Source organism: Paraburkholderia sp. MM5482-R2, from assembly GCF_050436125.1.
Classification (GTDB): Bacteria; Pseudomonadota; Gammaproteobacteria; order Burkholderiales; family Burkholderiaceae; genus Paraburkholderia; species Paraburkholderia tuberum.
Genome location: NZ_JBNDLP010000003.1, coordinates 58,978 through 78,241 on the forward strand (window position 1 = coordinate 58,978; position 19,264 = coordinate 78,241).

Below are 19,264 nucleotides of genomic sequence, written 5' to 3' on the forward strand. Positions count from 1 at the left end.
GCGGCCCGCAGCCGCCATCGCCCGTATCGAGGAGACGCTCATGCCCCACACTCATTACACCACCCTGATCTCCGCGACCAATCTTGCCGAGCGGCTCACGGCCGCGCCGGGCAGCGTGTTCGTGATCGACTGCCGGTTCGACCTCGCCGATACCGACGCGGGCGAGAAAGCCTGGCTGGCCGGCCATCTGCCGGGCGCGCACTATCTGCATCTCGATCGCGATCTGTCCGGGCCGAAGAACGGCTCGAACGGCCGGCATCCGCTGCCCGATCGCGCGCGGCTCGTCGAAACGCTGGAGTCGCGGGGACTGAAGCAAGGTCAACAGGTCGTCGCATATGACGCACAAGGCGGCATGTACGCGGCGCGCGTCTGGTGGCTGTTGCGCTGGCTCGGTCACGACGCGGTCGCGCTGCTCGACGGCGGACTGCAGGCATGGGAAGCGGCTGGCCAACCGCTGACGCAGGACGTGCCCGCGCAGAACACCGGCGACTTCAAGGCGGCCGCGCCGCTCGCCGTGACCATCGATACCCAGGCGGTCGAGCGCAACCTCGGTTCGAAGGAGCGAATCGTCGTCGATGCGCGCGCGGCCGATCGCTATCGCGGCGAAAACGAGACGCTCGACCGCGTCGGCGGCCATATCCCGGGCGCGCTGAACCGCTTCTTCAAGGACAACCTGACCCCCGACGGCCGCTTCAAGCCGGCGCACACACTGCGTGAGGAATTCCACGCGCTGCTCGGCGACACGCCGCCCGAACACGTGGTGCTGCAATGCGGCTCGGGCGTGACCGCCTGCATCAATTCGCTTGCGATGGAGGTTGCCGGCCTGCATGGTTCAGCGTTGTACGCGGGCTCCTGGAGCGAATGGAGTTCCGACCCGAAACGGCCGGTGGCGACGGGGGCGAAACCTTGAGCGCGAGCCGCCGCAAGTCGTAACCAGACGCGAGGAATTCGAGCAGCGCTTCAAGCCACGCCGTGCTGCTTGAACCACACGAGCGTACGACGCCAGCCATCCTCGGCATCGGCCTTCCTGTAGCTCGGACGGTAATCGGCGAAAAACGCGTGACCCGCGTCGTCATAAACGACGAACTGTGAGCCGCGTCCTGCTTGCGGCCCTTGCGCGATCGCCTGCTTCATCTGCTCGAGCGTGTCCTGCGGATTGCTTTGATCCTGGCGCCCGTACAGGCCGAGCACCGGCGCATGAAGGTCAGCGACGAGATCGATCGGATTGGCCGGCGTCATCGCATTCTTCGCGCCGGTCACGCGACCGTACCAGGCGACCCCCGCCTTCACGCGCGGATTGTGTTCGGCATAGAGCCACGAGATGCGCCCACCCCAGCAGAAGCCGTTCACGCCGAGCCGGTTCAGGTCGCCGCCGTTTTCGCCGGCCCACGCGACGGCTGCGTCGAGGTCGGCCAGCACCTGCTCGTCGGGTACCTTGCTGAGCAGTTGCTCGCTCAGTTGCTGGATGCTCGTGTAGACGGTCGGATCGCCCTCGCGCTCGAACAGGTTCGGCGCGATTGCCAGATAGCCCAGCTTCGCGAAGCGCCGGCAGACGTCCGCGATATGCTCGTGCACGCCGAAAGCCTCATGCACGACGAGGATCACCGGCAGATGCGTCTTGCCCTTCGGCTGCGCGCGGTAGGCCGGTATCAGCGTACCGAGCGAATGAAACGCCACCTCCCCTGCTTCGAGGCCGTCGCTGTCGGTATGAATGGTTTGCGCCGAGACTGGCAGCACCGCCGCCGCGAAACCGGTGCCCAGCGCCGCCTTGATGAAGGTGCGCCGATCGAAGGGAACGTGCGGGACCAGGCAGTCGACCTCAGGCTTCAGCATGTGGCGCTCCTCGAAGAATTGTTAGAGGCAACAGGATACGCCTTGCGCGCATCCCGTTGCACATTCAACTGAGGAGATCGTCCGCGCGCGTCAGTGCAGCTTGACGCGCGGCAGCGTGGTACGGCGCAACCAATGCGCGAAGGTGTCGAGCACCATGCGCGGATAGCCGTGCAGCGCCGCGATATGCAGCCGGTACAGCGACATGTACATGAAGCGCGCGAACAGCCCTTCGATCAGCATATTGCCGCCAATCACCCCGCCCATCAGATTGCCGACCGCGCTGAAGTGGCCGAGCGAGACCAGCGAGCCGAAGTCGCGATAAGTGAATTCCGGTTGTGGCCTGTTGTCGAGGCGCGCCGCCAGTCCTTTCATCAGAAAGCTCGCCTGCTGATGCGCGGCCTGCGCGCGCGGCGGCACGTTGCGCTCGTTGCCCGGCCACTCGCAGGCCGCGCAGTCGCCGAGCGCGAAGATGTTGTCGTCGATCCCGGTTTGCAGCGTACGGCGCACGACCAGCTGGCCGAGCCGGTTGACCGGCAAGCCGTCGAGCTGACCGAGCACCGCCGGCGCCTTGATGCCCGCCGCCCACACGGTCAGATCGGCCCGCACGGTGTGACCGCTCGCGGTGCGGATGTAGCCCGGCGCGACCTCGGCCACCGTCTCGCCAATCATCAGCTTCACGCCGAGCTTGGTCAGCAATTCGGCGGTGGCCGTGGAAACGCGCTCCTGCAACGCGGGCAGAATGCGCGGCCCCGCCTCGATCAGCACGATGCCGACGTCATGCCGCGGATCGAGCTTGTGCAAGCCATACGCGGACAACACCTGCGCGGTATTGCGCAACTCCGCCGACAACTCGACCCCCGTCGCGCCGCCGCCGACGATCGCCACCTGAATGCGCGGCTCGCTGGACGTCCACGTGCCGGGTCCCGGTCTCGACTCGACGGGTTCGTGCGCCTGATGCTCGGCGCGCACGCATGCGGCGATCAGGCGCTTGCGGAAACGCTCTGCCTCGCTGACCGTATCCAGTGCTATGGAGAATTCGGCCGCTCCCTTGACGCCGAAGAAGGCCGTGGTACTGCCGATCGCGATGATCAGCGTGTCGTACTCGAGCTCGCGTTCGGGCAGCAGTTCAGCGCCGTCGTCGTCCAGCACGGTGCCGAGCGTAATGCGTCGGTTCGTGCGGTCGAGTGCGCTCAGGTCGCCTTGCTGGAATGCGAAGCCATGCCAGCGCGCCTGCGCCGCGTACGGGAGCTCCTGCGTGAACGGGTCCATGCTGCCCGCCGCCACCTCGTGCAGCAGCGGCTTCCAGATATGCGTCGGATAGCGGTCGACCAGCGTGACCTGGGCCTGCGCGCTGCGCCCCTTCTTGTCGGCCCGATAGCGATCGCCAAGACGCGTGGCCAGTTCCAATCCTCCCGCACCTCCGCCAACGACGATAAATCGATGCATTGCACTTCTCCGTGTAGCCGATGAATTATCTGTCGCGACGCTGCGCATGAATGCGCCGTCCTGAACCGATTGTCCTCGACCCGCCTGGGAAGTCACAAGTCGCCAAAACCCATGTGTGACATGCGCACGACGTTATCGTGCGCATGTCACGGGCATGTCAATGCGCTTCCTCCCAGTTCAGGCCCGCACCGACCTCGGCGACGAGCGGCACCTTCAGCGCGGCGACGCCGCACATCAGTTCTGGCAGGCGCATGCGGACTTCGGACAACTCAGCGTCGGGCACTTCGAGAATCAGTTCGTCATGCACCTGCATGATCATCCGCGTGCCGATCTTCGAGTCTTCGATCCAGTTCTGCACGGCGATCATCGAAAGCTTGATCAGGTCGGCGGCGGTGCCCTGCATCGGCGCGTTGATCGCGGCCCGCTCCGCGGCCTGGCGGCGCGGACCGTTGCCGCCGTTGATCTCGGGCAGCCACAGACGACGGCCGAACACCGTTTCGACGTAGCCCTTCGCCTTCGCGCTCAAACGCGTCTCGTCCATATAGCGCGCGACGCCGGGATAGCGCGCGAAGTAGCGGTCGATATAAATCTTCGCCGCATCGCGCGTGATGCCGAGGTTCGACGCGAGTCCGAACGCGCTCATGCCGTAGATGAGCCCAAAGTTGATGACCTTCGCGACGCGCCGCTGATCGCTCGACACTTCGAGCGGCGTCACGCTGAAGATTTCCGACGCGGTGGCGCGGTGAATGTCCTCGCCCCGCGAAAACGCGCGCAACAACGATTCGTCGCCCGAGATGTGGGCCATGATGCGCAATTCGATCTGCGAATAATCGGCGGAGACGAGCTTGTGCCCGGGCGGCGCGATGAACGCCTCGCGGATGCGCCGACCTTCGCCGGTACGCACCGGAATGTTCTGCAGGTTTGGATCGTTCGATGCGAGCCGCCCCGTCACCGCGACGGCCTGCGCGTAGTTCGTATGCACGCGGCCGGTGTGCAGATTGACCATGCGCGGCAGCTTGTCGGTATAGGTCGACTTCAGTTTCGACAGGCCGCGATGTTCGAGCAGAATCTTCGGCAGCGGATAGTCTTCGGCGAGCTTCTGCAACACCTCTTCGTCGGTGGAAGGCGCACCGCTCGGCGTCTTCTTGATGACCGGCAGTTCGAGCTTCTCGAAGAAAATCTGACCAATCTGCTTTGGCGAGCCGAGGTTGAATTCGCCGCCGGCCAGTTCGTACGCCTTGCCTTCGAGTTCGATCAGACGCGTGGCGATCTCACTGCTCTGCTGACGCAGCTTCTCCGCGTCGATCAGCACGCCGGTCCGCTCCATCTTGCGCAGTACGCGCGAAGTCGGCACTTCGATCTCGCGATACACATGGTCGAGCGACTTCTCCGCGGCGATCTGCGGATACAAGGCCTGATGCAGACGCAGCGTGATGTCTGCGTCTTCGGCAGCATATTCGGCGGCTTTGTCGAGCGCGACTTCGTCGAAGCCGATCTGCTGCGCACCCTTGCCCGCGACCTCTTCGTACTTGATCGTCTTCACGCCGAGATGACGCAGCGCGAGGCTGTCCATGTCGTGCGTGCGATGCGATTCGAGCACGTACGACTCGAGCAGCGTGTCATGCTCGACGCCGCGCATTTCGATGCCGTAATTCGCGAGCACCTGTTCGTCGTACTTCAGATGCTGGCCGACCTTCTTGTGGCCTGCGCTTTCGAGCCACGGCTTGAGCTTCGCGAGCACTTCGTCTCGCGGCAGCTGCACCGGCGCGTCGGGGCCGCGATGCGCGAGCGGCACATACGCGGCGCGGCCCGCTTCGACCGACAGCGACAAGCCGACGATCTGCGCGATCATCGGATCGAGCGACGTGGTCTCGGTATCGAACGAGGTCAGCTCGGCCGCATTGATCCTGTCGAGCCACGCGTCGAGCTGCTCCCATGTTTGCACGGTCTCGTAGTGGCGCTCGTGATCGACGGACAACGCGGGGGGCACGTCGGTTTCCGGACCTTCGACCGCATCGGCGATTTCGACTTCGCGCAGCCACGTCTTGAAGCCGTGGCGCGTGAACACCTCGCGCAACTCTTCGCGCGATTCGGGAAGGCTCGGCAGACTCTCCTCGATCGACACGATATGCCCGGTCAGATCGCAATGACGCTCGACTGTGACGAGCTTGCGCGCCATCGGCAAAAAGTCCAGCGCGCGGCGCAGATTCTCGCCGACCGCGCCCTTGATCTCGCTCGCATGCCCGACGATGCCATCTAGCGACTCATATTGCGTCAGCCATTTGACCGCGGTTTTCGGACCGCACTTCTCGACGCCCGGCACGTTGTCGACGGTATCGCCGATCAGCGACAGATAATCGATGATGCGCTCCGGCGGCACACCGAACTTCGCGACCACGCCGTCGCGGTCGAGGGTTTCGTTGGTCATCGTATTGACGAGCGTCACGCGGTTCGACACGAGCTGCGCGAGGTCCTTGTCGCCGGTCGACACGACCACGTTCATGCCGAGCTTTTCCGCTTCGGTGCACAGCGTGCCGATCACGTCATCCGCTTCGACGCGATCGATCATCAGCAGCGGCCAGCCGAGCGCACGCACCGCGACGTGAATCGGCTCGATCTGACGGGCAAGATCTTCCGGCATCGACGGACGGTTCGCCTTGTATTCCGGATACCAGTCGTCGCGAAACGTTTTGCCCTTGGCGTCGAACACGCACGCGCTATACTCTGCTGTGACTTCCTTGCGCATGCGCCGCAGCATGTTGATCATCCCGTAGAGCGCACCCGTCGGGCCACCCTCGGGACCGCGCAGATCAGGCATCGCATGGTAGGCCCGGTACAGATAACTCGAACCGTCGACCAACAGCAGGGTCTTACCTTCAAGGCTTCGTTCTTCAGGCATTATGACTAAGAGAAAAGTGATTCCGAGTCTGCGATCGCTCGCAGATCAAGAGCGCGCAACGGCCAAGAAAGCCCGCGCATCGTGGCAGATGTTCACGATTATGGCAGAGTTTATCGAGGCGACCGAGTACCTGTCGGAGATTCGCCCGGCGGTCAGCATCTACGGTTCGGCGCGCCTGAAACCGAACTCGCCGTACTACAAACTCGCCACGCAGATCGCGCGCAAATTGTCGGATGCTGGCTTCGCGGTGATCTCCGGCGGCGGCCCCGGCATCATGGAAGCGGCCAACAAGGGCGCGCATGCGGGCAAGGCGCCTTCGGTCGGTCTGAACATCGAGTTGCCGCACGAGCAGTCGGGCAACCAGTGGCAGGACATCTCGCTGCGCTTTCGCCATTTCTTCACGCGCAAGGTCACGTTCGTGAAGAACTCGGACGCGGTGATCGTGATGCCCGGCGGCTTCGGCACGCTCGACGAACTGGCCGAAGTGCTCACGCTGATCCAGACCAAGAAGTCGCGCCATGTGCCGATCATTCTGGTCGGCGCCGAGTTCTGGGAAGGTCTGCTCGCGTGGTTCAAGAGCGCTCTGATTCCGATGGGTTTGATCAATCCGACCGACATCGATCTGATGCAGGTGATCGACAATCCGGACCAGGTGCTCGAAGCGGTGCTCAAGTTCTACGAAGACCGCGAGGAAGGCGAAGTTCATCCGGTCAAGTCGGAAGAAGACCGGATGTTCTACCTGTGATGGCAAGAGGCTGCGCGCCTCGCATTGCGCGTAGCACGATGCCTATCGTCGCGCACATGGCGGGCAGCCTTCGGGCTGCCCGCTTTCGTTTTGCAGGCCAGTTTGCGGCGCGCTGACTGTCAACCGGATTGGCGAACAAATCGTTTGCACGCTTGCCGTCCGGCGCTAACGTGCTCAGTTGGTACTCGAAGCTCGCAATCTGAACGAACTCACCTCACCCGAAGCCGCGCTCGCGCCGACGTTGCGTGAGATCTTCAGCGGTTTTCTCGGCCCCGGTCTCATTTCATTCGGCGGCGCGTTGCCGCTCGCGCGCCGTGCACTCGTCGATGCTGCGACTGCCGCTGCTGCCGACGATGCTCGTGCTCACGCCGCTCAGCATTTATCTTGCTGCAAGGAGCGCGCGATGAACGACATGCTCGTTTCCCTTGCGGCGATTTTTAGTCAGCTGTCGCTGCTCGCGTTCGGCGGCGGCAATACGATCCCTCCGGAGATGCAGCGGCAGGTGGTCGACGTGCATCATTGGATGCCGGCCAGCGAGTTCAGCGCGCTGTTCGCGCTCGCTCAAGCCGCGCCCGGCCCGAACCAGATGATCGTCACGCTGATCGGCTGGCATGTGGCCCGCTGGGCCGGCATGCTCGTCACGTCGATTGCGAAGTTCGGGCCGACGTCGCTCGCGAGCCATCTTCAAAGCGGCACATCCAGCGTAAGCGGGCTGTTTATCAGTGCCTCGGCCTGAGTTACTGAAACGCGACTTCCGCGAAACTCCGCAGCTTGCGGCTATGCAATCGATGCAGCCCATTCATCCGCAGCAGTTCCATCGCCTTCACGCCGATCTGCAGATGCTGATCGACCTGCGCGCGATAGAACTGATCGGCCATGCCCGGCAGCTTCAGCTCGCCGTGCAGCGGCTTGTCCGACACGCACAGCAACGTGCCGTAAGGCACGCGGAAGCGGAAGCCGTTCGCGGCGATCGTCGCGCTTTCCATATCGAGCGCGATTGCACGGCTTTGCGACAGCCGCTGCACCGGCTCGCGATGATCGCGCAGCTCCCAGTTGCGATTGTCGACGCTCGCCACCGTGCCCGTGCGCATCACGCGCTTCAGCTCGACGCCGTCGAGCTGCGTGACCTGCGCGACCGCGCGCTCGAGCGCGACCTGCACTTCGGCGAGCGCCGGAATCGGCACCCACAGCGGCAGATCGGCATCGAGCACATGATCTTCGCGCACATAGCCGTGCGCGAGCACGTAGTCGCCGAGACGCTGCGTGTTGCGCAGTCCCGCGCAGTGGCCGAGCATGATCCACGCATGCGGACGCAGCACCGCGATGTGATCGGTGATGGTCTTCGCATTCGACGGCCCGACCCCAATGTTGATCATCGTGATGCCGCTGCCGTCCGCGCGTTTCAGGTGATAGGCCGGCATCTGCGGCAGACGTGGCGGCAGCGTGCCCTCCTGCGCCTGCTCGCCGAGATTCTCGTTGTAGGTGATGACGTCGCCGGGCTCGACGAACGACGTGTATTCGCTGCGATAGGCGCGCAATTCCTCGTCGTCGGTACGGGCCATCATGCCCCGGCCGAGCTTGACGAATTCGTCGATATAGAACTGGTAGTTGGTGTACAGCACGTAGTTCTGCACATGCGTCGGCGAGGTCGCCGTGTAGTGCTTCAGCCGATGCAGTGAAAAATCGACGCGCGCCGCCGTGAACAACGCGAGCGGATGCGGCTCGCCCGACAGCGGCTCGTACGTGCCGTTGACGATGCGGTCGTCGAGCAGCGCGAGGTCCGGTATATCGAAGATGTCGCGCATCAGGAACAGGCGCTCGCGGTCCAGATCGCCTTCGAGGTGGATGCCCTCGGCGAACGCGAAATGAATCGGAATCGGCTGGTCCGACACGCCGACCTCGATCTGCACGTGATGGTTCTTCGCCAGCAGCCGCAGTTGCTCGCGATAGTAGTTGCCGAACAGATCGGGGCGCGTGACGGTCGTCTCGAACACGCCCGGCCCCGCGACGAAACCGTACGAGCGGCGTGAATCGACGTGCGTGTTGACCTCGGTACGCACGCGCACGAACGGATAGCAGGCGCGCACGCGATGGTCGAACTGCTCGTTGCGGCGATAGCGCGCGAACGCATCGCGCAGGAACGACGTGTTCGCCTCGTAGATCGCGGCGAGGCGGGTGACGGCCTCGGCCGCGTCGTCGAAGCCTTCGGTTGGGAAGCTGTTGGCGGGAGTCTGCACCGTGCGCTGATTGATATCGTTGTTGATCATCATCGTTCACCCTTTTTGATGAGACGACATTACCACGGAACCCGCTGTTGCCAAATGTCGGCGGCGACGCTTGCAACAGCGCCCGCGAGAACGCGCGCAGGTTGCGCGAAAGCGGCGCAAAATAAGGCTTGGCGCCCGTGCGTCAGGCCGGATTTGCTAGAATCCGGGCACCCAATCGGAGAATCACCATGAAGCTGCTCCTTCCCATCGCTGTTGCGCTGGCTCTGGCCTTCGGCAACGCCGCGATGGCTGCCCAGCCCGTCGACGAACCGCCGGCCGCCGGCGTGCCCCAGTCCGGCAATGAACGGGCCGGTCTGCCGGACCTGGACAAGATCAATCGTCCGGCCGCAGAGGTCAGCTCGAAGGTCGACATCAACGTTCCGCGCACGCCGAGCTTTCACGAAGTCAGCCCGAACGGCACCGAAATCACCGAATTCCGCGACAAGGGCAAGCCGGTCGAAATCGACGTGCATTCGAATTTCGGCACCCGCTACCAGATGAGCGCGTCGCCCGACACGTCGCCCACCGTCCACGACAGCGGCAAGCCCAGTACGCGCTTGCCATCGGTGAATCTCCACTATTGATCTTTACGAAAGCGGCACGCCGGCAACGGCGGCCGCGGCGCGACCGCGCCCCCGCTCAACCCGATCGCGGCCGCTGCGCGCTGAATGCGGCAACGCTTGCACTTCGCCGTTCCGCTTTCGTCGCCCGCTCCGCCACATTCGTTTGTCTCACCTCGCACTGGCTGCACCGCGCCAGCCGAACAACCTGATCCGACGTTTCCGCATGGCCGTCTTCACCGCTGTCAACGAATCCCAACTCGCAGAATGGATGAGTCACTACGATCTCGGCGATGTCGTCGAGTTTCGCGGCATCTCGTCCGGCATTGAAAACAGCAACTTCTTTCTGACGACGACGCGCGGCGAATACGTGCTGACGATTTTCGAAAAGCTGACAGCTGAACAACTGCCGTTCTATCTGAACCTGATGCGGCATCTTGCCGCGCATCGCGTGCCGGTACCGGATCCGATGCCGCGTCTCGACGGCGCGCTGTTCGGCATGCTGCTCGGCAAACCCGCGACCATCGTGACGAAGCTCGAAGGCGCACCCGAACTCTCGCCGGGCGTCGAGCATTGCGTCGAGGTCGGCCAGATGCTCGCGCGCCTGCACCTCGCGGGCCGCGACTATCCGCGCTATCAGCCGAACCTGCGCAGCCTGCCGTGGTGGCGCGAAACCGTGCCGACGATCCTGCCGTATCTGGAAGGCGAGCAGCGCGATCTGCTGGCGTCCGAGCTTGCGCATCAGGAAGCGTTCTTCGCCTCCGCCGATTACGCGGCAATGCCCGCGGGCCCGTGCCACGCCGACCTGTTCCGCGACAACGCGATGTTCGCTCACGCGGCGCCCGACACCGGTCACGAAGTGCGGCTCGGTGGTTTCTTCGATTTCTATTTCGCCGGCTGCGACAAGTGGCTGTTCGACGTCGCGGTGACGGTCAACGACTGGTGCGTCGACCTCGTGACCGGCAAGCTCGACGCCGAGCGCACCGAGGCGCTGTTGCGCGCGTATCAGACGGTGCGGCCGTTCACCGTCGAGGAAAAGCATCACTGGGGCGACATGCTGCGTGCGGGCGCATACCGTTTCTGGGTCTCGCGCCTGTATGATTTTCATTTGCCGCGCGCGGCCGAACTGCTGAAGCCGCACGACCCCGGTCATTTCGAACGCATTCTGCGCGAGCGCCTGCACGGCGTCGCGAATCCAGGCATCCATACCTCATGCAACTGATCGAAGTCCCCGCGAAAACCGGCTATGTGTGGTTCCGCCAGGGTATCTGGCTGTTCCGCAAGAATCCGCTCGCCTTTCTGACGCTGTTCTTCACCTATTTGCTGGTGATGACGCTCGTGTCGCAGATTCCGGTGGTCGGCGGCGTGTTGCCGCTATTGTTCATTCCCGGTGTCGCGGTCGGCTTCATGGCCGCATGCCGCAACACGATCGCGGGCAAACCGGTGTTTCCGACCATCCTTGTCGACGGCTTTCATTCGTACGGCCCGGTGGTCGCGCGGCGGCTGCTCGTGCTCGGCGTGCTGTATGTCATCGCCATGGCGCTCGTGCTGGCCGGCTCGGCGCTCGCCGACGGCGGCATGCTGCTGAAGGTGATGCTCGGCAACGCGTCGATGGACGAGAACACGATCGCCAACAGCAATATCCCGCTCGCGGTGATCACCGCGCTCGCGTTCTACATACCAGTCGCGATGCTGTTCTGGTTCTCGCCCATCCTCGCCGCCTGGCACGACGTGCCGCCCGTCAAGGCCATGTTCTTCAGCGTGGTCAGTTGCTGGCGCAATCGCGGCGCTTTCGTCGTATTCGCGGCGCTGTGGTTCGCAGTCGCAACAGTCGTGTCGATCGGGCTGTCGGTGCTGATGCAGGCGCTCGGCGCGGCCGACTTCGCGTTCGCGATCCTGATGCCCGCGACGATGATCGTCACGACCATGCTGTACTGCTCGTTCTACGCGACCTATCGCGGCTGCTTCGGCGTGCAGACGCCGCAAACGCCGGATCTGCCGACCACGCCGGCGGCCTGATCCGTCGTTCCCGCGCGGGAGCCGTTCTGGCGCCCGCGCGCGCCGCGTGTTCCGCGCACACCTTCCCGACGTCTCTGTCGACACACCTGATCCCGACGCTCGGCATCCTGAATCGACTTGCGGCACAATGGTTTGCGTGCAATCCATTTGCACGCTCTTTTTGCCGAGATGAATCATGACCCAGCGCCCCGCTCTCCCCTTCACGCTCGACGAGCAACTGTGCTTTGCGCTCTACTCGACCTCGCTCGCGATGACGAAAGCGTACAAGCCGCTGCTCGAAAAGCTCGGACTCACGTATCCACAGTATCTGGCGATGCTCGTGCTGTGGGAAACCGACGACGTCACCGTCAAGGACATGGCCGCGCGCCTGAATCTCGATCCGGCGACGGTCACGCCGCTGCTCAAGCGCCTCGAAGCGCAGGGACTCATCGAGCGCGCGCGCGGCACCGACGATGAGCGCCTCGTCTACATTCGCCTGATGGGCGCGGGCAAGGCGCTCAAGCGTCAGGCGCGCGACGTGCCCGGCGAAATCTTCTGCGCGACGCAGCAGACGGCGGACTTCCTGCTGCGTCTGCGCGACGACCTCACACGCCTGCGCACGACGCTCAACGACTTCATGGACCAGTAGGGCGATAACTGAAAAGGACTAGTTCCGGTTCCATCGAAAAATTCATTTGCACACAAATGATTTGTGTACTATCTTGGTCACCTGCCGCTTCGCTAGCGCTTCGCCAGACCGGCGAACCGGCAGCCAGCGGCAAACAAGCCAACCCTGACACCCCAGACTAGGAACCGCACCATGAACATCCTCTACAAGGCAAGCGCAACGAGCACCGGCGGCCGCGACGGCCGCGCCGTATCGTCGGACGATGCATTGGACGTGAAGCTGGCGGCACCGCGTGAACTCGGCGGAAATGGCGCAGCAGGCACGAATCCCGAACAGCTGTTTGCAGCCGGCTACTCGGCCTGTTTCCTGAGCGCCATGAAGTTTGTCGCCGGCCAGCGCAAACAGGCCCTGCCGGCCGACGCGCAGGTTTCCGCCGACGTCGGCATCGGTCCGAACGACAAGGGCGGCTTCGCGCTCGACATCGACCTGCGTATCACTCTGCCGGGTCTGGCTGCGGACGCTGCCAGGGAACTGGTAGATGCAGCGCACCAGGTCTGCCCGTACTCGAACGCTACGCGTAACAACGTCGCGGTTCGTCTGCACGTCGCTTGAGGTCAGGTCGGCCGTTGCGCCGATCAGCAATGCTCAAGAAGAACCGCTCACGGCGCATTACCCTGCGCCGTCGCGAGCAGCGCCCGCACCCTGCACAAAGGGCCGGGCGCTGATTGTTTTCGCGCGCACGGCACGCATCCTGCGTAGCCGGTCCTCGACCACCTTCAGCCCGACTGCCTCTCCCGATGACACGCGCCCGCCGCCTGCAGCGTTCGCCGCCTGGTGCGACGGCCGCACCGGCTATCCGCTCGTCGATGCCGCGATGCTGCAGTTGAACCAGACCGGCTATATGCACAACCGTCTGCGGATGGTCGCGGCAAGCTTCCTCGCGAAGGATCTCGGCATCGACTGGCGGCTCGGCGAGCGATACTTCGCCGATTTGCTGAACGACTTCGATTTCTCGGCGAACAACGGCGGCTGGCAGTGGGCCGCCTCGACCGGCTACGGCGCGCAACCTTACTCCCGTATTTTCAATCCGGTCACGCGATCCGAAAAATTCGACCCCGACGGCGCTTTATCAAACGATATCTACCGCGGCTCGCGAACTTGCCGGCAAAATGGATTCACGCGCGGTGGCTGGCCGGCGCGGAGCGGCTCGCGGAATTCGGTGCATGGTACTGGGCGGGAATTATCCCGAACGGATCGTCGACCAGGCACAGGCCCGCGAGCGCACACTGGCCTGATACGGAAAGTGAGTGCCTGCTCACATTACTGAATAAGAAGGTCTGAAGGGGGCGAAGATGCGCCGTCTACCGTCGCTGCTCGTATTTTTGATCCTGACGCTGGCGGCCGGCTGGGCCGCGAGTCTGTCTCTGCCGGACGCGTGGTACACGGGCGTGCAAAAGCCTGTGTTCAATCCGCCGAACTGGGTTTTCCCACCGGTCTGGACCGTACTTTACGTGCTGATGGCGTTTTCCGCGTGGCGCGTGTGGAAGCGCGACGGCCTGACCGCGGCGATCGTACTGTGGGTCGTGCAGCTGGTGTTCAACGCCGCGTGGATGTGGCTGTTTTTCGGCCTGCATCGGCCGGAGACGGCGCTGATCGACATCCTGATTCTGCTGCTACTGATCGTGATGCTGACGTATGTGTTCTGGCGGCGCGATCGCCTCGCGGGCATTCTGCTCGTGCCGTATGTCGTGTGGGTCGCGTACGCCGCGCTTTTGAACTACGCGTTGTGGCAGCTGAATCCGGCTGCTTGAGTGGAGTCTGCCAAGCGGGCGCGAAGGCCGCGCGATGAGTAAAGGGGAATGCGCGTTACGAGTACTAGCCTTGATGGCCAACCCCAAACACCAGCGCCTCACCACGCGCCGATGTGCCGATTGCTGACGGCCTGATGCCGATTACAGGCAGTCGGCTTAGCCGTAGTGCTGGCTCATCCACGACGGACGCGCGTTCGTCTCTTGATCGAGCTTGCGCATGCGGAATTCGAGATCGTAGAGATCGGTCGCTTCAGCGAGATAGGCGTCAGCGCGCTCCTTCGCGAGCTGGTCCGGCGATTTGGTCAGAAACAGGAACAGGCGGCTGATCAGATACATGGTTCACCTCGGCAATGATAGCTAGGCGGTTACGCCTAAGGGATAACCCGTATTATAGGGAAAACCCTGATTACATGCCACTGCTCATTTTCGAGGTGTTGCTCGGACGTCACCGCCCGACCGACGATGCCGCCAACCCTTCCGCGATGCGGCCCGCGTCCGTGCGACGCTGATGCCGGAAAAACTCCCACAGCATGGCGCTCGCGTCCGGGCCCTTGGATGAATGGAAGGGCAGCGCATCGTCGCCGCCGGCCCATGCGTGACCCAGCCCCTGCACACGACAAAGCCGTACCACGCGCCGCCCGCCGCGCAGATAATCGCGCATCACGACGCCATTTTTGCGGTCCTCGCGCGTCTCGCCGGCTTTGCGCGCGCCGTTTGCGTCAATGAGGCGGTTCAGACGCAGGAACTGTGTCGCCAACTGGTCCGCGTTGACCGGCGCCACCACATGGTCGGCATCGCCGTGGACGATCAATGCCGGCATGCCCGGGTATTGCGCGACGTTCGTGGTTTCGTCGACGAGTTCCGCCGGCTCGCGACGCGCGCCGCGCCGCATCACGTCCATCGCGGTAATGCCGGAGCGCGCCTCGCCGAAAGCGGGGCCGGAATGCAGCGCGACCGCGGCGAAATGCCCGGGGTACTTGACGGCCAATAGCGCGGTCAGCCCCGCGCCCGCCGAAATCCCCGCCACGTAGACACGCGCGCGGTCAAAGCCGTGTTGCTCGACCAGCGAATCCACCAGCGACACGACCGCGCGCGCTTCCGCGCCGCCCGCGTTATCGCCGGCATCGTACCAATGCCAGCAGCGGTGCGAGTGCGCGTGCTTCGATTGCTCCGGATACACGACCGCGAAGCCGTGGCGGTCGGCGAGCAGGTTCATGCGCGTACCCTCGGCGAATTCGTCGATCGACTGCGTGCAGCCATGCAGCATCACGACCAGCGGCATCGCCTCATGCGCGTGCCCGGACGGGATATAGAGCCCGTACTGCAGGTGATTGACCAGCCGGCCCGGCGCGGCCGGCGCGGAATGGAACGAGCGCGTCCACGCGCCGCTCGCCCACGCTGCCGCGCGTGGACGCACGCGCGACTCGCGCGGCGCTTCGCGTTTCATCGGCGTGCGTAGCGCGGCAGCCGGCTTCAGTGGATGAGCCTTGCTCGACGGTTTGGTGGTGGCGGCGCGAACCGGTCGCGCCTGCGCTCGCTTGGCGGTTTTTTGCGCGTGTTCGGTTTGGATCGCGAGCAGGCGCTTGAAACCACGCAGCCAGATTTTCGATAGGCTTTTTGCCATCGGCGATAACCTCGCAAAAGAGACAAATGCGGACCCCAAAACTGCGGATCAGATGAAGTTGTGCAATGCACAATAACATCATTTTTCCTGCGGTGCTGAACACAGCGCCGCTCTTCGTGCCCCATTTCGATCGTCGCGAACCTTGCCGGGGCCCTGTCGTCAAACCACGTCGATAGCCGTTCGGCAGCCCACATTCGGCGTGCAAAAGCGCTGTGCGCCGCAAGACCGTCGCGCGACACCCGACTATACTGGCGGTTGATCTCCCGACCTGTCGATCCGGGCCGCATCGGCGTTTCGTGCCGGCCGCGCGCCGATTTCCACCAACCCGATGTCACGCGACCCGCGTCGCGCTCCCGCCATGCCCGATTTACCGATCCACCTGTGGTATTCGATCACCAGCCTCGGCGGCGCCGGCTTGACGCTGCCGCTCGCGCTCGCCATCGCGCTGTGGTTGGCGGTCGGCTACTCGTGGCGGCTCGCGGCCTGCTGGCTCGCGCTGCTCGGTACGGCGATCGGCGTCGTGACCGTGACCAAGCTCGCCTTCCTCGGCTGGGGCGTCGGCGTGCGCGAGCTCGATTTCACCGGCGTCAGCGGTCACTCCATGCTGTCCACGGCCGTCTATCCGGTCGCGCTGTTTTTGATGCTATTGCCCGCGCGCCGCGCCGTCCGGCTGCTCGGCGTGCTCGGGGGGCTTGCCGCCGGCCTGGCGGTGGGCTTGTCGCGCGTCGTGCTGAGCGCGCATTCGCCGTCCGAAGCCGTGACTGGCTGCCTCGTCGGCGCGCTCACCGCGCTCGTGTTCGTGCGCATCGCGTGGAATGCGGAGCCGGGCCGGCTGTCGGCGCTCCCGGTCACCGTCAGCCTGATGGTGCTGGCAATCCTGATGCACGGCGTGCACGTGCCCACGCAGCGCTGGGTCACGCATATCGCATTGAAGGTGTCCGGCCACGACCGGCCGTTCATTCGCGCGAAATGGCTGGCCCCACGCGACATTCGACCGTCGGCCGCGCCGCTGTCGCAAACGCGCAATACGCTCGAGCCGATGCGCGCGTCGGACATCTGAGCACGCTGCGCCGGCCCTCCCGCCGCGTTTTCAAGCTTCCTTTTACAGTTTCGTAGCACTTCCCTCGCTTCACGCCATACGTGAAGCGCTGCGCCGAATCGACCGTTTCGCCCACCGCTATAACCGCGCATATATTACGATAGCGTTTTTAAGCCACTGCTTGCCGTTCACGTCAGACTCCGGGTCCTTCATGACACTCTCTTGCCATCTGAAGCAGTACGCGCTGTGCGTCACAGCCGCCGTCGCCGTCGTGGTCAGCGTGAATGCCCACGCCGATGAACTGGTGGTCTCGGCCGCCGCCAGCCTGACCAATGCGTTCAAGGCGGTCGGCGACGCGTTCGAGCAACAGCATCCGGGCACCAAGGTTCTGTTGAACTTCGGCGCGTCCGACGTGCTGATGCAACAGATCGTCAAAGGCGCGCCCGCCGACGTATTCGCGTCCGCGGATCAGAAGGCAATGGACAAGGCCGCCGCCGAAAAGGTGATCGTGCCGTCGACGCGGCGCGACTTCGCCGCCAACTCGCTGGTGCTGATCGTGCCAGCCGACAGTCATTTCGCGCCCGCCAACCTCAACGCGCTGACGACCGCGAACGTCAAGCGCGTCGCGTTCGGCGATCCGGCCTCGGTGCCGGTTGGCCGCTACACGCAAGGCGCGCTTCAGGCCGCCGGCGTGTGGGACGCGGTCAGCGCGAAGGCGGTGCTCGCGTCGAACGTGCGTCAGAGCCTTGATTACGTCGCGCGCGGCGAAGTCGACGCCGGCTTCGTGTTCGGCACCGATGCCGCGATCATGCCCGACAAGGTCAAGGTCGCGCTGCACCTGCCGACGCAAACGCCGATCAGCTATCCGATCGCGCAGGTCGAAGGCAGCCATCACGCGGCCGACGCGCAAGCCTTCATCGACTTCGTGCTGTCGCCGGCCGGCCAGGCGGTGCTCGCGAAGTACGGCTTCAGGCCGGCGCATTGATTCACGGGGAGAGCACACGCTCATGCAACAGGCCTGGGTTCCGCTGCTGCTATCGCTGAAGGTCGCAGGCTGGGCCACCGCGCTCACTCTCGTGCTCGGCGTCGCGGCCGCGTTCGGCCTGTCGCGCTGGCGCTCCGGCGCGCGCGACGTGATCGATTCGCTGCTGATGCTGCCGCTCGTGCTGCCGCCCACCGTGCTCGGCTATTACCTGCTCGTGCTGCTCGGCCGACGCGGCGTGATCGGCGCGTGGCTCGACCGCTTCGACATCCAGCTCGTCTTCACGTGGCAGGGCGCGGTGATCGCGTCGACGGTGGTCGCGTTTCCGCTCGTGCTGAAGTCCGCGCGCGCCGCCTTTGAAGGCGTCGATCCGCAGTTGGAGCGCGCGGCGCGCACGCTCGGCGTCAGCGAAGCCGCGGTGTTTTTCCGCGTGACGCTGCCGCTCGCCGCGCGCGGCATCCTCGCGGGCGGCCTGCTCGCGTTCGCGCGCGCGCTCGGCGAATTCGGCGCGACGCTGATGATCGCGGGCAATCTGCCAGGCCGCACGCAGACACTGTCGGTCGCGGTCTATTCGGCGGTGCAGGCCGGCGACGACAGCACCGCCAACTTCCTCGTGCTCGTGACATCGGTCGCGTGCGTGACGATCCTGCTGCTCGCGGGGCGTCTCGTGCCGCAGCACACGCTTCTGAGAGCCCGCTGACATGCCGCTCAACGTCGCCATCCGCAAGACCTTCGAGACCGCCGAGCGGCGCTTCACGCTCGACGTCGCGTTCAGCGCGAGCACGCAGCGGCTCGTGCTGTTCGGGCCGTCGGGCGCGGGCAAGAGCCTGACCTTGCAGGCGATCGCCGGCTTGCTGCGTCCCGATGAAGGGACCATCACGCTGCACGGCACCACCTTGTTCGATAGCGCGGTCGGCATCGATCAGAAGCCGCAGGCGCGCAAGATCGCGTATCTGTTTCAGGACTACGCGCTGTTTCCGCATCTGAACGTGCGGCAGAACATCGGCTTCGGGATGCACCGGGGCTGGCTCAATCCGCGTGCGCGCGGCGCGCATGCGCAGGTCGATTACTGGCTCGATGCGCTCGAATTGAGGGGCTTGGCGGGCAATCACCCGGCGCAGCTGTCGGGCGGGCAGAAGCAGCGTGTGGCGCTCGCGCGCGCGCTGGTTTCGCAGCCGCGCCTGCTGTTGCTCGACGAGCCGTTTTCCGCACTGGATAGTGAGTTGCGCCAGCGCATGCGACGCGAGCTATCGGACCTGCAAACGCGGCTCGATATTCCGATGGTGCTGATCACGCACGATCCGGACGACGTCGCCGCATTCGGCGATCAGGTCGTGCAGGTCAGCGACGGCCGCGTGCGCGAGGATCATCCGTTCGCAGGATATGCGCGCAGCGAGGCGTCGCCTCGTTGAGCGGGTGGCATTGCGCTTCC

The 19,264-nt window shown here is 64.4% G+C and carries 19 protein-coding genes and 1 pseudogene; 14 read left to right on the forward strand and 6 right to left on the reverse strand.

Features of this window, described 5'->3' with window-relative positions:
• Positions 1–40: 40 nt before the first annotated feature.
• Positions 41–910, forward strand: a complete 870-nt coding sequence (locus OKW37_RS22360) for a sulfurtransferase (protein WP_090808405.1) — start codon at positions 41–43, stop codon at positions 908–910.
• A gap of 50 nt (positions 911–960) precedes the next feature.
• On the opposite strand, the gene OKW37_RS22365 is transcribed toward OKW37_RS22360, so the two are convergent.
• From OKW37_RS22365 to polA, 3 genes are all read right to left on the reverse strand, one after another.
• A complete protein-coding gene (locus OKW37_RS22365; RefSeq protein ID WP_184057465.1) occupies positions 961–1,833 on the reverse strand; it encodes a dienelactone hydrolase family protein in 873 nt (290 codons plus the stop codon).
• A gap of 90 nt (positions 1,834–1,923) precedes the next feature.
• Entirely contained in the window at positions 1,924–3,279 is a 1,356-nt protein-coding gene (locus OKW37_RS22370) for an NAD(P)/FAD-dependent oxidoreductase (RefSeq protein ID WP_429403814.1), read from the reverse strand.
• 157 nt (positions 3,280–3,436) lie between these two features.
• The gene (polA, locus tag OKW37_RS22375; protein ID WP_429403815.1) at positions 3,437–6,178 is read right to left on the reverse strand and encodes a DNA polymerase I; all 2,742 of its coding nucleotides are present in this window, start codon (positions 6,176–6,178) and stop codon (positions 3,437–3,439) included.
• 1 nt (position 6,179) lies between these two features.
• On the opposite strand from polA, the gene OKW37_RS22380 reads away from it, so the two are divergent.
• Together OKW37_RS22380 and OKW37_RS22385 are read left to right on the forward strand one after the other, a co-directional pair.
• The gene (locus tag OKW37_RS22380; RefSeq protein WP_035471771.1) at positions 6,180–6,923 is read left to right on the forward strand and encodes a TIGR00730 family Rossman fold protein; all 744 of its coding nucleotides are present in this window, start codon (positions 6,180–6,182) and stop codon (positions 6,921–6,923) included.
• Positions 6,924–7,101: 178 nt separating this feature from the next.
• Positions 7,102–7,659 carry a chromate transporter gene (locus tag OKW37_RS22385; RefSeq protein ID WP_429403816.1) on the forward strand — a complete coding sequence of 186 codons (558 nt, stop codon included), beginning with the start codon at positions 7,102–7,104 and terminating at the stop codon, positions 7,657–7,659.
• A 1-nt stretch (position 7,660) separates the two neighbouring features.
• Here the strand turns inward: OKW37_RS22385 and OKW37_RS22390 are convergent, their stop codons facing one another.
• A complete protein-coding gene (locus OKW37_RS22390) occupies positions 7,661–9,187 on the reverse strand; it encodes an AMP nucleosidase (RefSeq protein ID WP_429404388.1) in 1,527 nt (508 codons plus the stop codon).
• A 191-nt stretch (positions 9,188–9,378) separates the two neighbouring features.
• Between OKW37_RS22390 and OKW37_RS22395 the strand changes: the two genes are divergently transcribed.
• The 7 genes and pseudogenes from OKW37_RS22395 (at position 9,379) to OKW37_RS22425 (ending at position 14,187) form a co-directional block, all read left to right on the forward strand.
• Entirely contained in the window at positions 9,379–9,774 is a 396-nt protein-coding gene (locus tag OKW37_RS22395; RefSeq protein ID WP_090808396.1) for a hypothetical protein, read from the forward strand.
• A 202-nt stretch (positions 9,775–9,976) separates the two neighbouring features.
• The gene (locus OKW37_RS22400) at positions 9,977–10,972 is read left to right on the forward strand and encodes a homoserine kinase (RefSeq protein ID WP_429352639.1); all 996 of its coding nucleotides are present in this window, start codon (positions 9,977–9,979) and stop codon (positions 10,970–10,972) included.
• Positions 10,963–11,769: a BPSS1780 family membrane protein gene (locus tag OKW37_RS22405; RefSeq protein ID WP_090808390.1), complete on the forward strand. Its 807-nt coding sequence runs from the start codon at positions 10,963–10,965 to the stop codon at positions 11,767–11,769. The genes OKW37_RS22400 and OKW37_RS22405 overlap by 10 nt, the downstream gene beginning before the upstream one ends.
• A 175-nt stretch (positions 11,770–11,944) precedes the next feature.
• On the forward strand, positions 11,945–12,397 hold the full coding sequence (locus OKW37_RS22410) for a MarR family winged helix-turn-helix transcriptional regulator (RefSeq protein ID WP_184057475.1): 453 nt from the start codon (positions 11,945–11,947) through the stop codon (positions 12,395–12,397).
• Positions 12,398–12,568: 171 nt separating this feature from the next.
• Complete coding sequence (locus OKW37_RS22415) at positions 12,569–12,988, forward strand: organic hydroperoxide resistance protein (protein WP_184057477.1); 420 nt, start codon at positions 12,569–12,571, stop codon at positions 12,986–12,988.
• Positions 12,989–13,196: 208 nt separating this feature from the next.
• A pseudogene (locus tag OKW37_RS22420) lies at positions 13,197–13,671 on the forward strand (FAD-binding domain-containing protein); the annotation flags it as partial.
• A 57-nt stretch (positions 13,672–13,728) separates the two neighbouring features.
• Complete coding sequence (locus OKW37_RS22425; protein ID WP_429352640.1) at positions 13,729–14,187, forward strand: TspO/MBR family protein; 459 nt, start codon at positions 13,729–13,731, stop codon at positions 14,185–14,187.
• Between the two features lie 156 nt (positions 14,188–14,343).
• Here the strand turns inward: OKW37_RS22425 and OKW37_RS22430 are convergent, their stop codons facing one another.
• Positions 14,344–14,523, reverse strand: coding sequence for a DUF3563 family protein (locus OKW37_RS22430; protein ID WP_090808381.1), 180 nt, complete (start codon positions 14,521–14,523; stop codon positions 14,344–14,346).
• 109 nt (positions 14,524–14,632) lie between these two features.
• The gene (locus tag OKW37_RS22435; RefSeq protein WP_184057479.1) at positions 14,633–15,811 is read right to left on the reverse strand and encodes an extracellular catalytic domain type 1 short-chain-length polyhydroxyalkanoate depolymerase; all 1,179 of its coding nucleotides are present in this window, start codon (positions 15,809–15,811) and stop codon (positions 14,633–14,635) included.
• Positions 15,812–16,169: 358 nt separating this feature from the next.
• On the opposite strand from OKW37_RS22435, the gene OKW37_RS22440 reads away from it, so the two are divergent.
• The 4 genes from OKW37_RS22440 to OKW37_RS22455 all read left to right on the forward strand — a co-directional run bounded on the left by OKW37_RS22440 (position 16,170) and on the right by OKW37_RS22455 (position 19,244).
• A complete protein-coding gene (locus tag OKW37_RS22440) occupies positions 16,170–16,871 on the forward strand; it encodes a phosphatase PAP2 family protein (RefSeq protein WP_429403817.1) in 702 nt (233 codons plus the stop codon).
• A 190-nt stretch (positions 16,872–17,061) separates the two neighbouring features.
• On the forward strand, positions 17,062–17,835 hold the full coding sequence (gene modA / locus OKW37_RS22445) for a molybdate ABC transporter substrate-binding protein (protein WP_429403818.1): 774 nt from the start codon (positions 17,062–17,064) through the stop codon (positions 17,833–17,835).
• Positions 17,836–17,857: 22 nt separating this feature from the next.
• Complete coding sequence (gene modB, locus OKW37_RS22450) at positions 17,858–18,532, forward strand: molybdate ABC transporter permease subunit (RefSeq protein WP_184036157.1); 675 nt, start codon at positions 17,858–17,860, stop codon at positions 18,530–18,532.
• A 1-nt stretch (position 18,533) separates the two neighbouring features.
• The gene (locus OKW37_RS22455; RefSeq protein WP_429403819.1) at positions 18,534–19,244 is read left to right on the forward strand and encodes a sulfate/molybdate ABC transporter ATP-binding protein; all 711 of its coding nucleotides are present in this window, start codon (positions 18,534–18,536) and stop codon (positions 19,242–19,244) included.
• Positions 19,245–19,264 lie beyond the last annotated feature (20 nt).

Coding starts and splice junctions, on each gene's coding strand:
- OKW37_RS22435 (WP_184057479.1), bottom strand. CDS start 15,811: ATGGCAAAAAGCCTATCGAAAATCTGGCTGCGTGGTTTCAAGCGCCTG.
- OKW37_RS22370 (WP_429403814.1), bottom strand. CDS start 3,279: ATGCATCGATTTATCGTCGTTGGCGGAGGTGCGGGAGGATTGGAACTG.
- OKW37_RS22365 (WP_184057465.1), bottom strand. CDS start 1,833: ATGCTGAAGCCTGAGGTCGACTGCCTGGTCCCGCACGTTCCCTTCGAT.
- OKW37_RS22430 (WP_090808381.1), bottom strand. CDS start 14,523: ATGTATCTGATCAGCCGCCTGTTCCTGTTTCTGACCAAATCGCCGGAC.
- OKW37_RS22440 (WP_429403817.1), top strand. CDS start 16,170: ATGCCCGATTTACCGATCCACCTGTGGTATTCGATCACCAGCCTCGGC.
- OKW37_RS22425 (WP_429352640.1), top strand. CDS start 13,729: ATGCGCCGTCTACCGTCGCTGCTCGTATTTTTGATCCTGACGCTGGCG.
- OKW37_RS22400 (WP_429352639.1), top strand. CDS start 9,977: ATGGCCGTCTTCACCGCTGTCAACGAATCCCAACTCGCAGAATGGATG.
- OKW37_RS22455 (WP_429403819.1), top strand. CDS start 18,534: ATGCCGCTCAACGTCGCCATCCGCAAGACCTTCGAGACCGCCGAGCGG.
- OKW37_RS22415 (WP_184057477.1), top strand. CDS start 12,569: ATGAACATCCTCTACAAGGCAAGCGCAACGAGCACCGGCGGCCGCGAC.
- modB (WP_184036157.1), top strand. CDS start 17,858: ATGCAACAGGCCTGGGTTCCGCTGCTGCTATCGCTGAAGGTCGCAGGC.
- OKW37_RS22395 (WP_090808396.1), top strand. CDS start 9,379: ATGAAGCTGCTCCTTCCCATCGCTGTTGCGCTGGCTCTGGCCTTCGGC.
- OKW37_RS22380 (WP_035471771.1), top strand. CDS start 6,180: ATGACTAAGAGAAAAGTGATTCCGAGTCTGCGATCGCTCGCAGATCAA.
- OKW37_RS22410 (WP_184057475.1), top strand. CDS start 11,945: ATGACCCAGCGCCCCGCTCTCCCCTTCACGCTCGACGAGCAACTGTGC.
- OKW37_RS22405 (WP_090808390.1), top strand. CDS start 10,963: ATGCAACTGATCGAAGTCCCCGCGAAAACCGGCTATGTGTGGTTCCGC.
- OKW37_RS22360 (WP_090808405.1), top strand. CDS start 41: ATGCCCCACACTCATTACACCACCCTGATCTCCGCGACCAATCTTGCC.
- modA (WP_429403818.1), top strand. CDS start 17,062: ATGACACTCTCTTGCCATCTGAAGCAGTACGCGCTGTGCGTCACAGCC.
- polA (WP_429403815.1), bottom strand. CDS start 6,178: ATGCCTGAAGAACGAAGCCTTGAAGGTAAGACCCTGCTGTTGGTCGAC.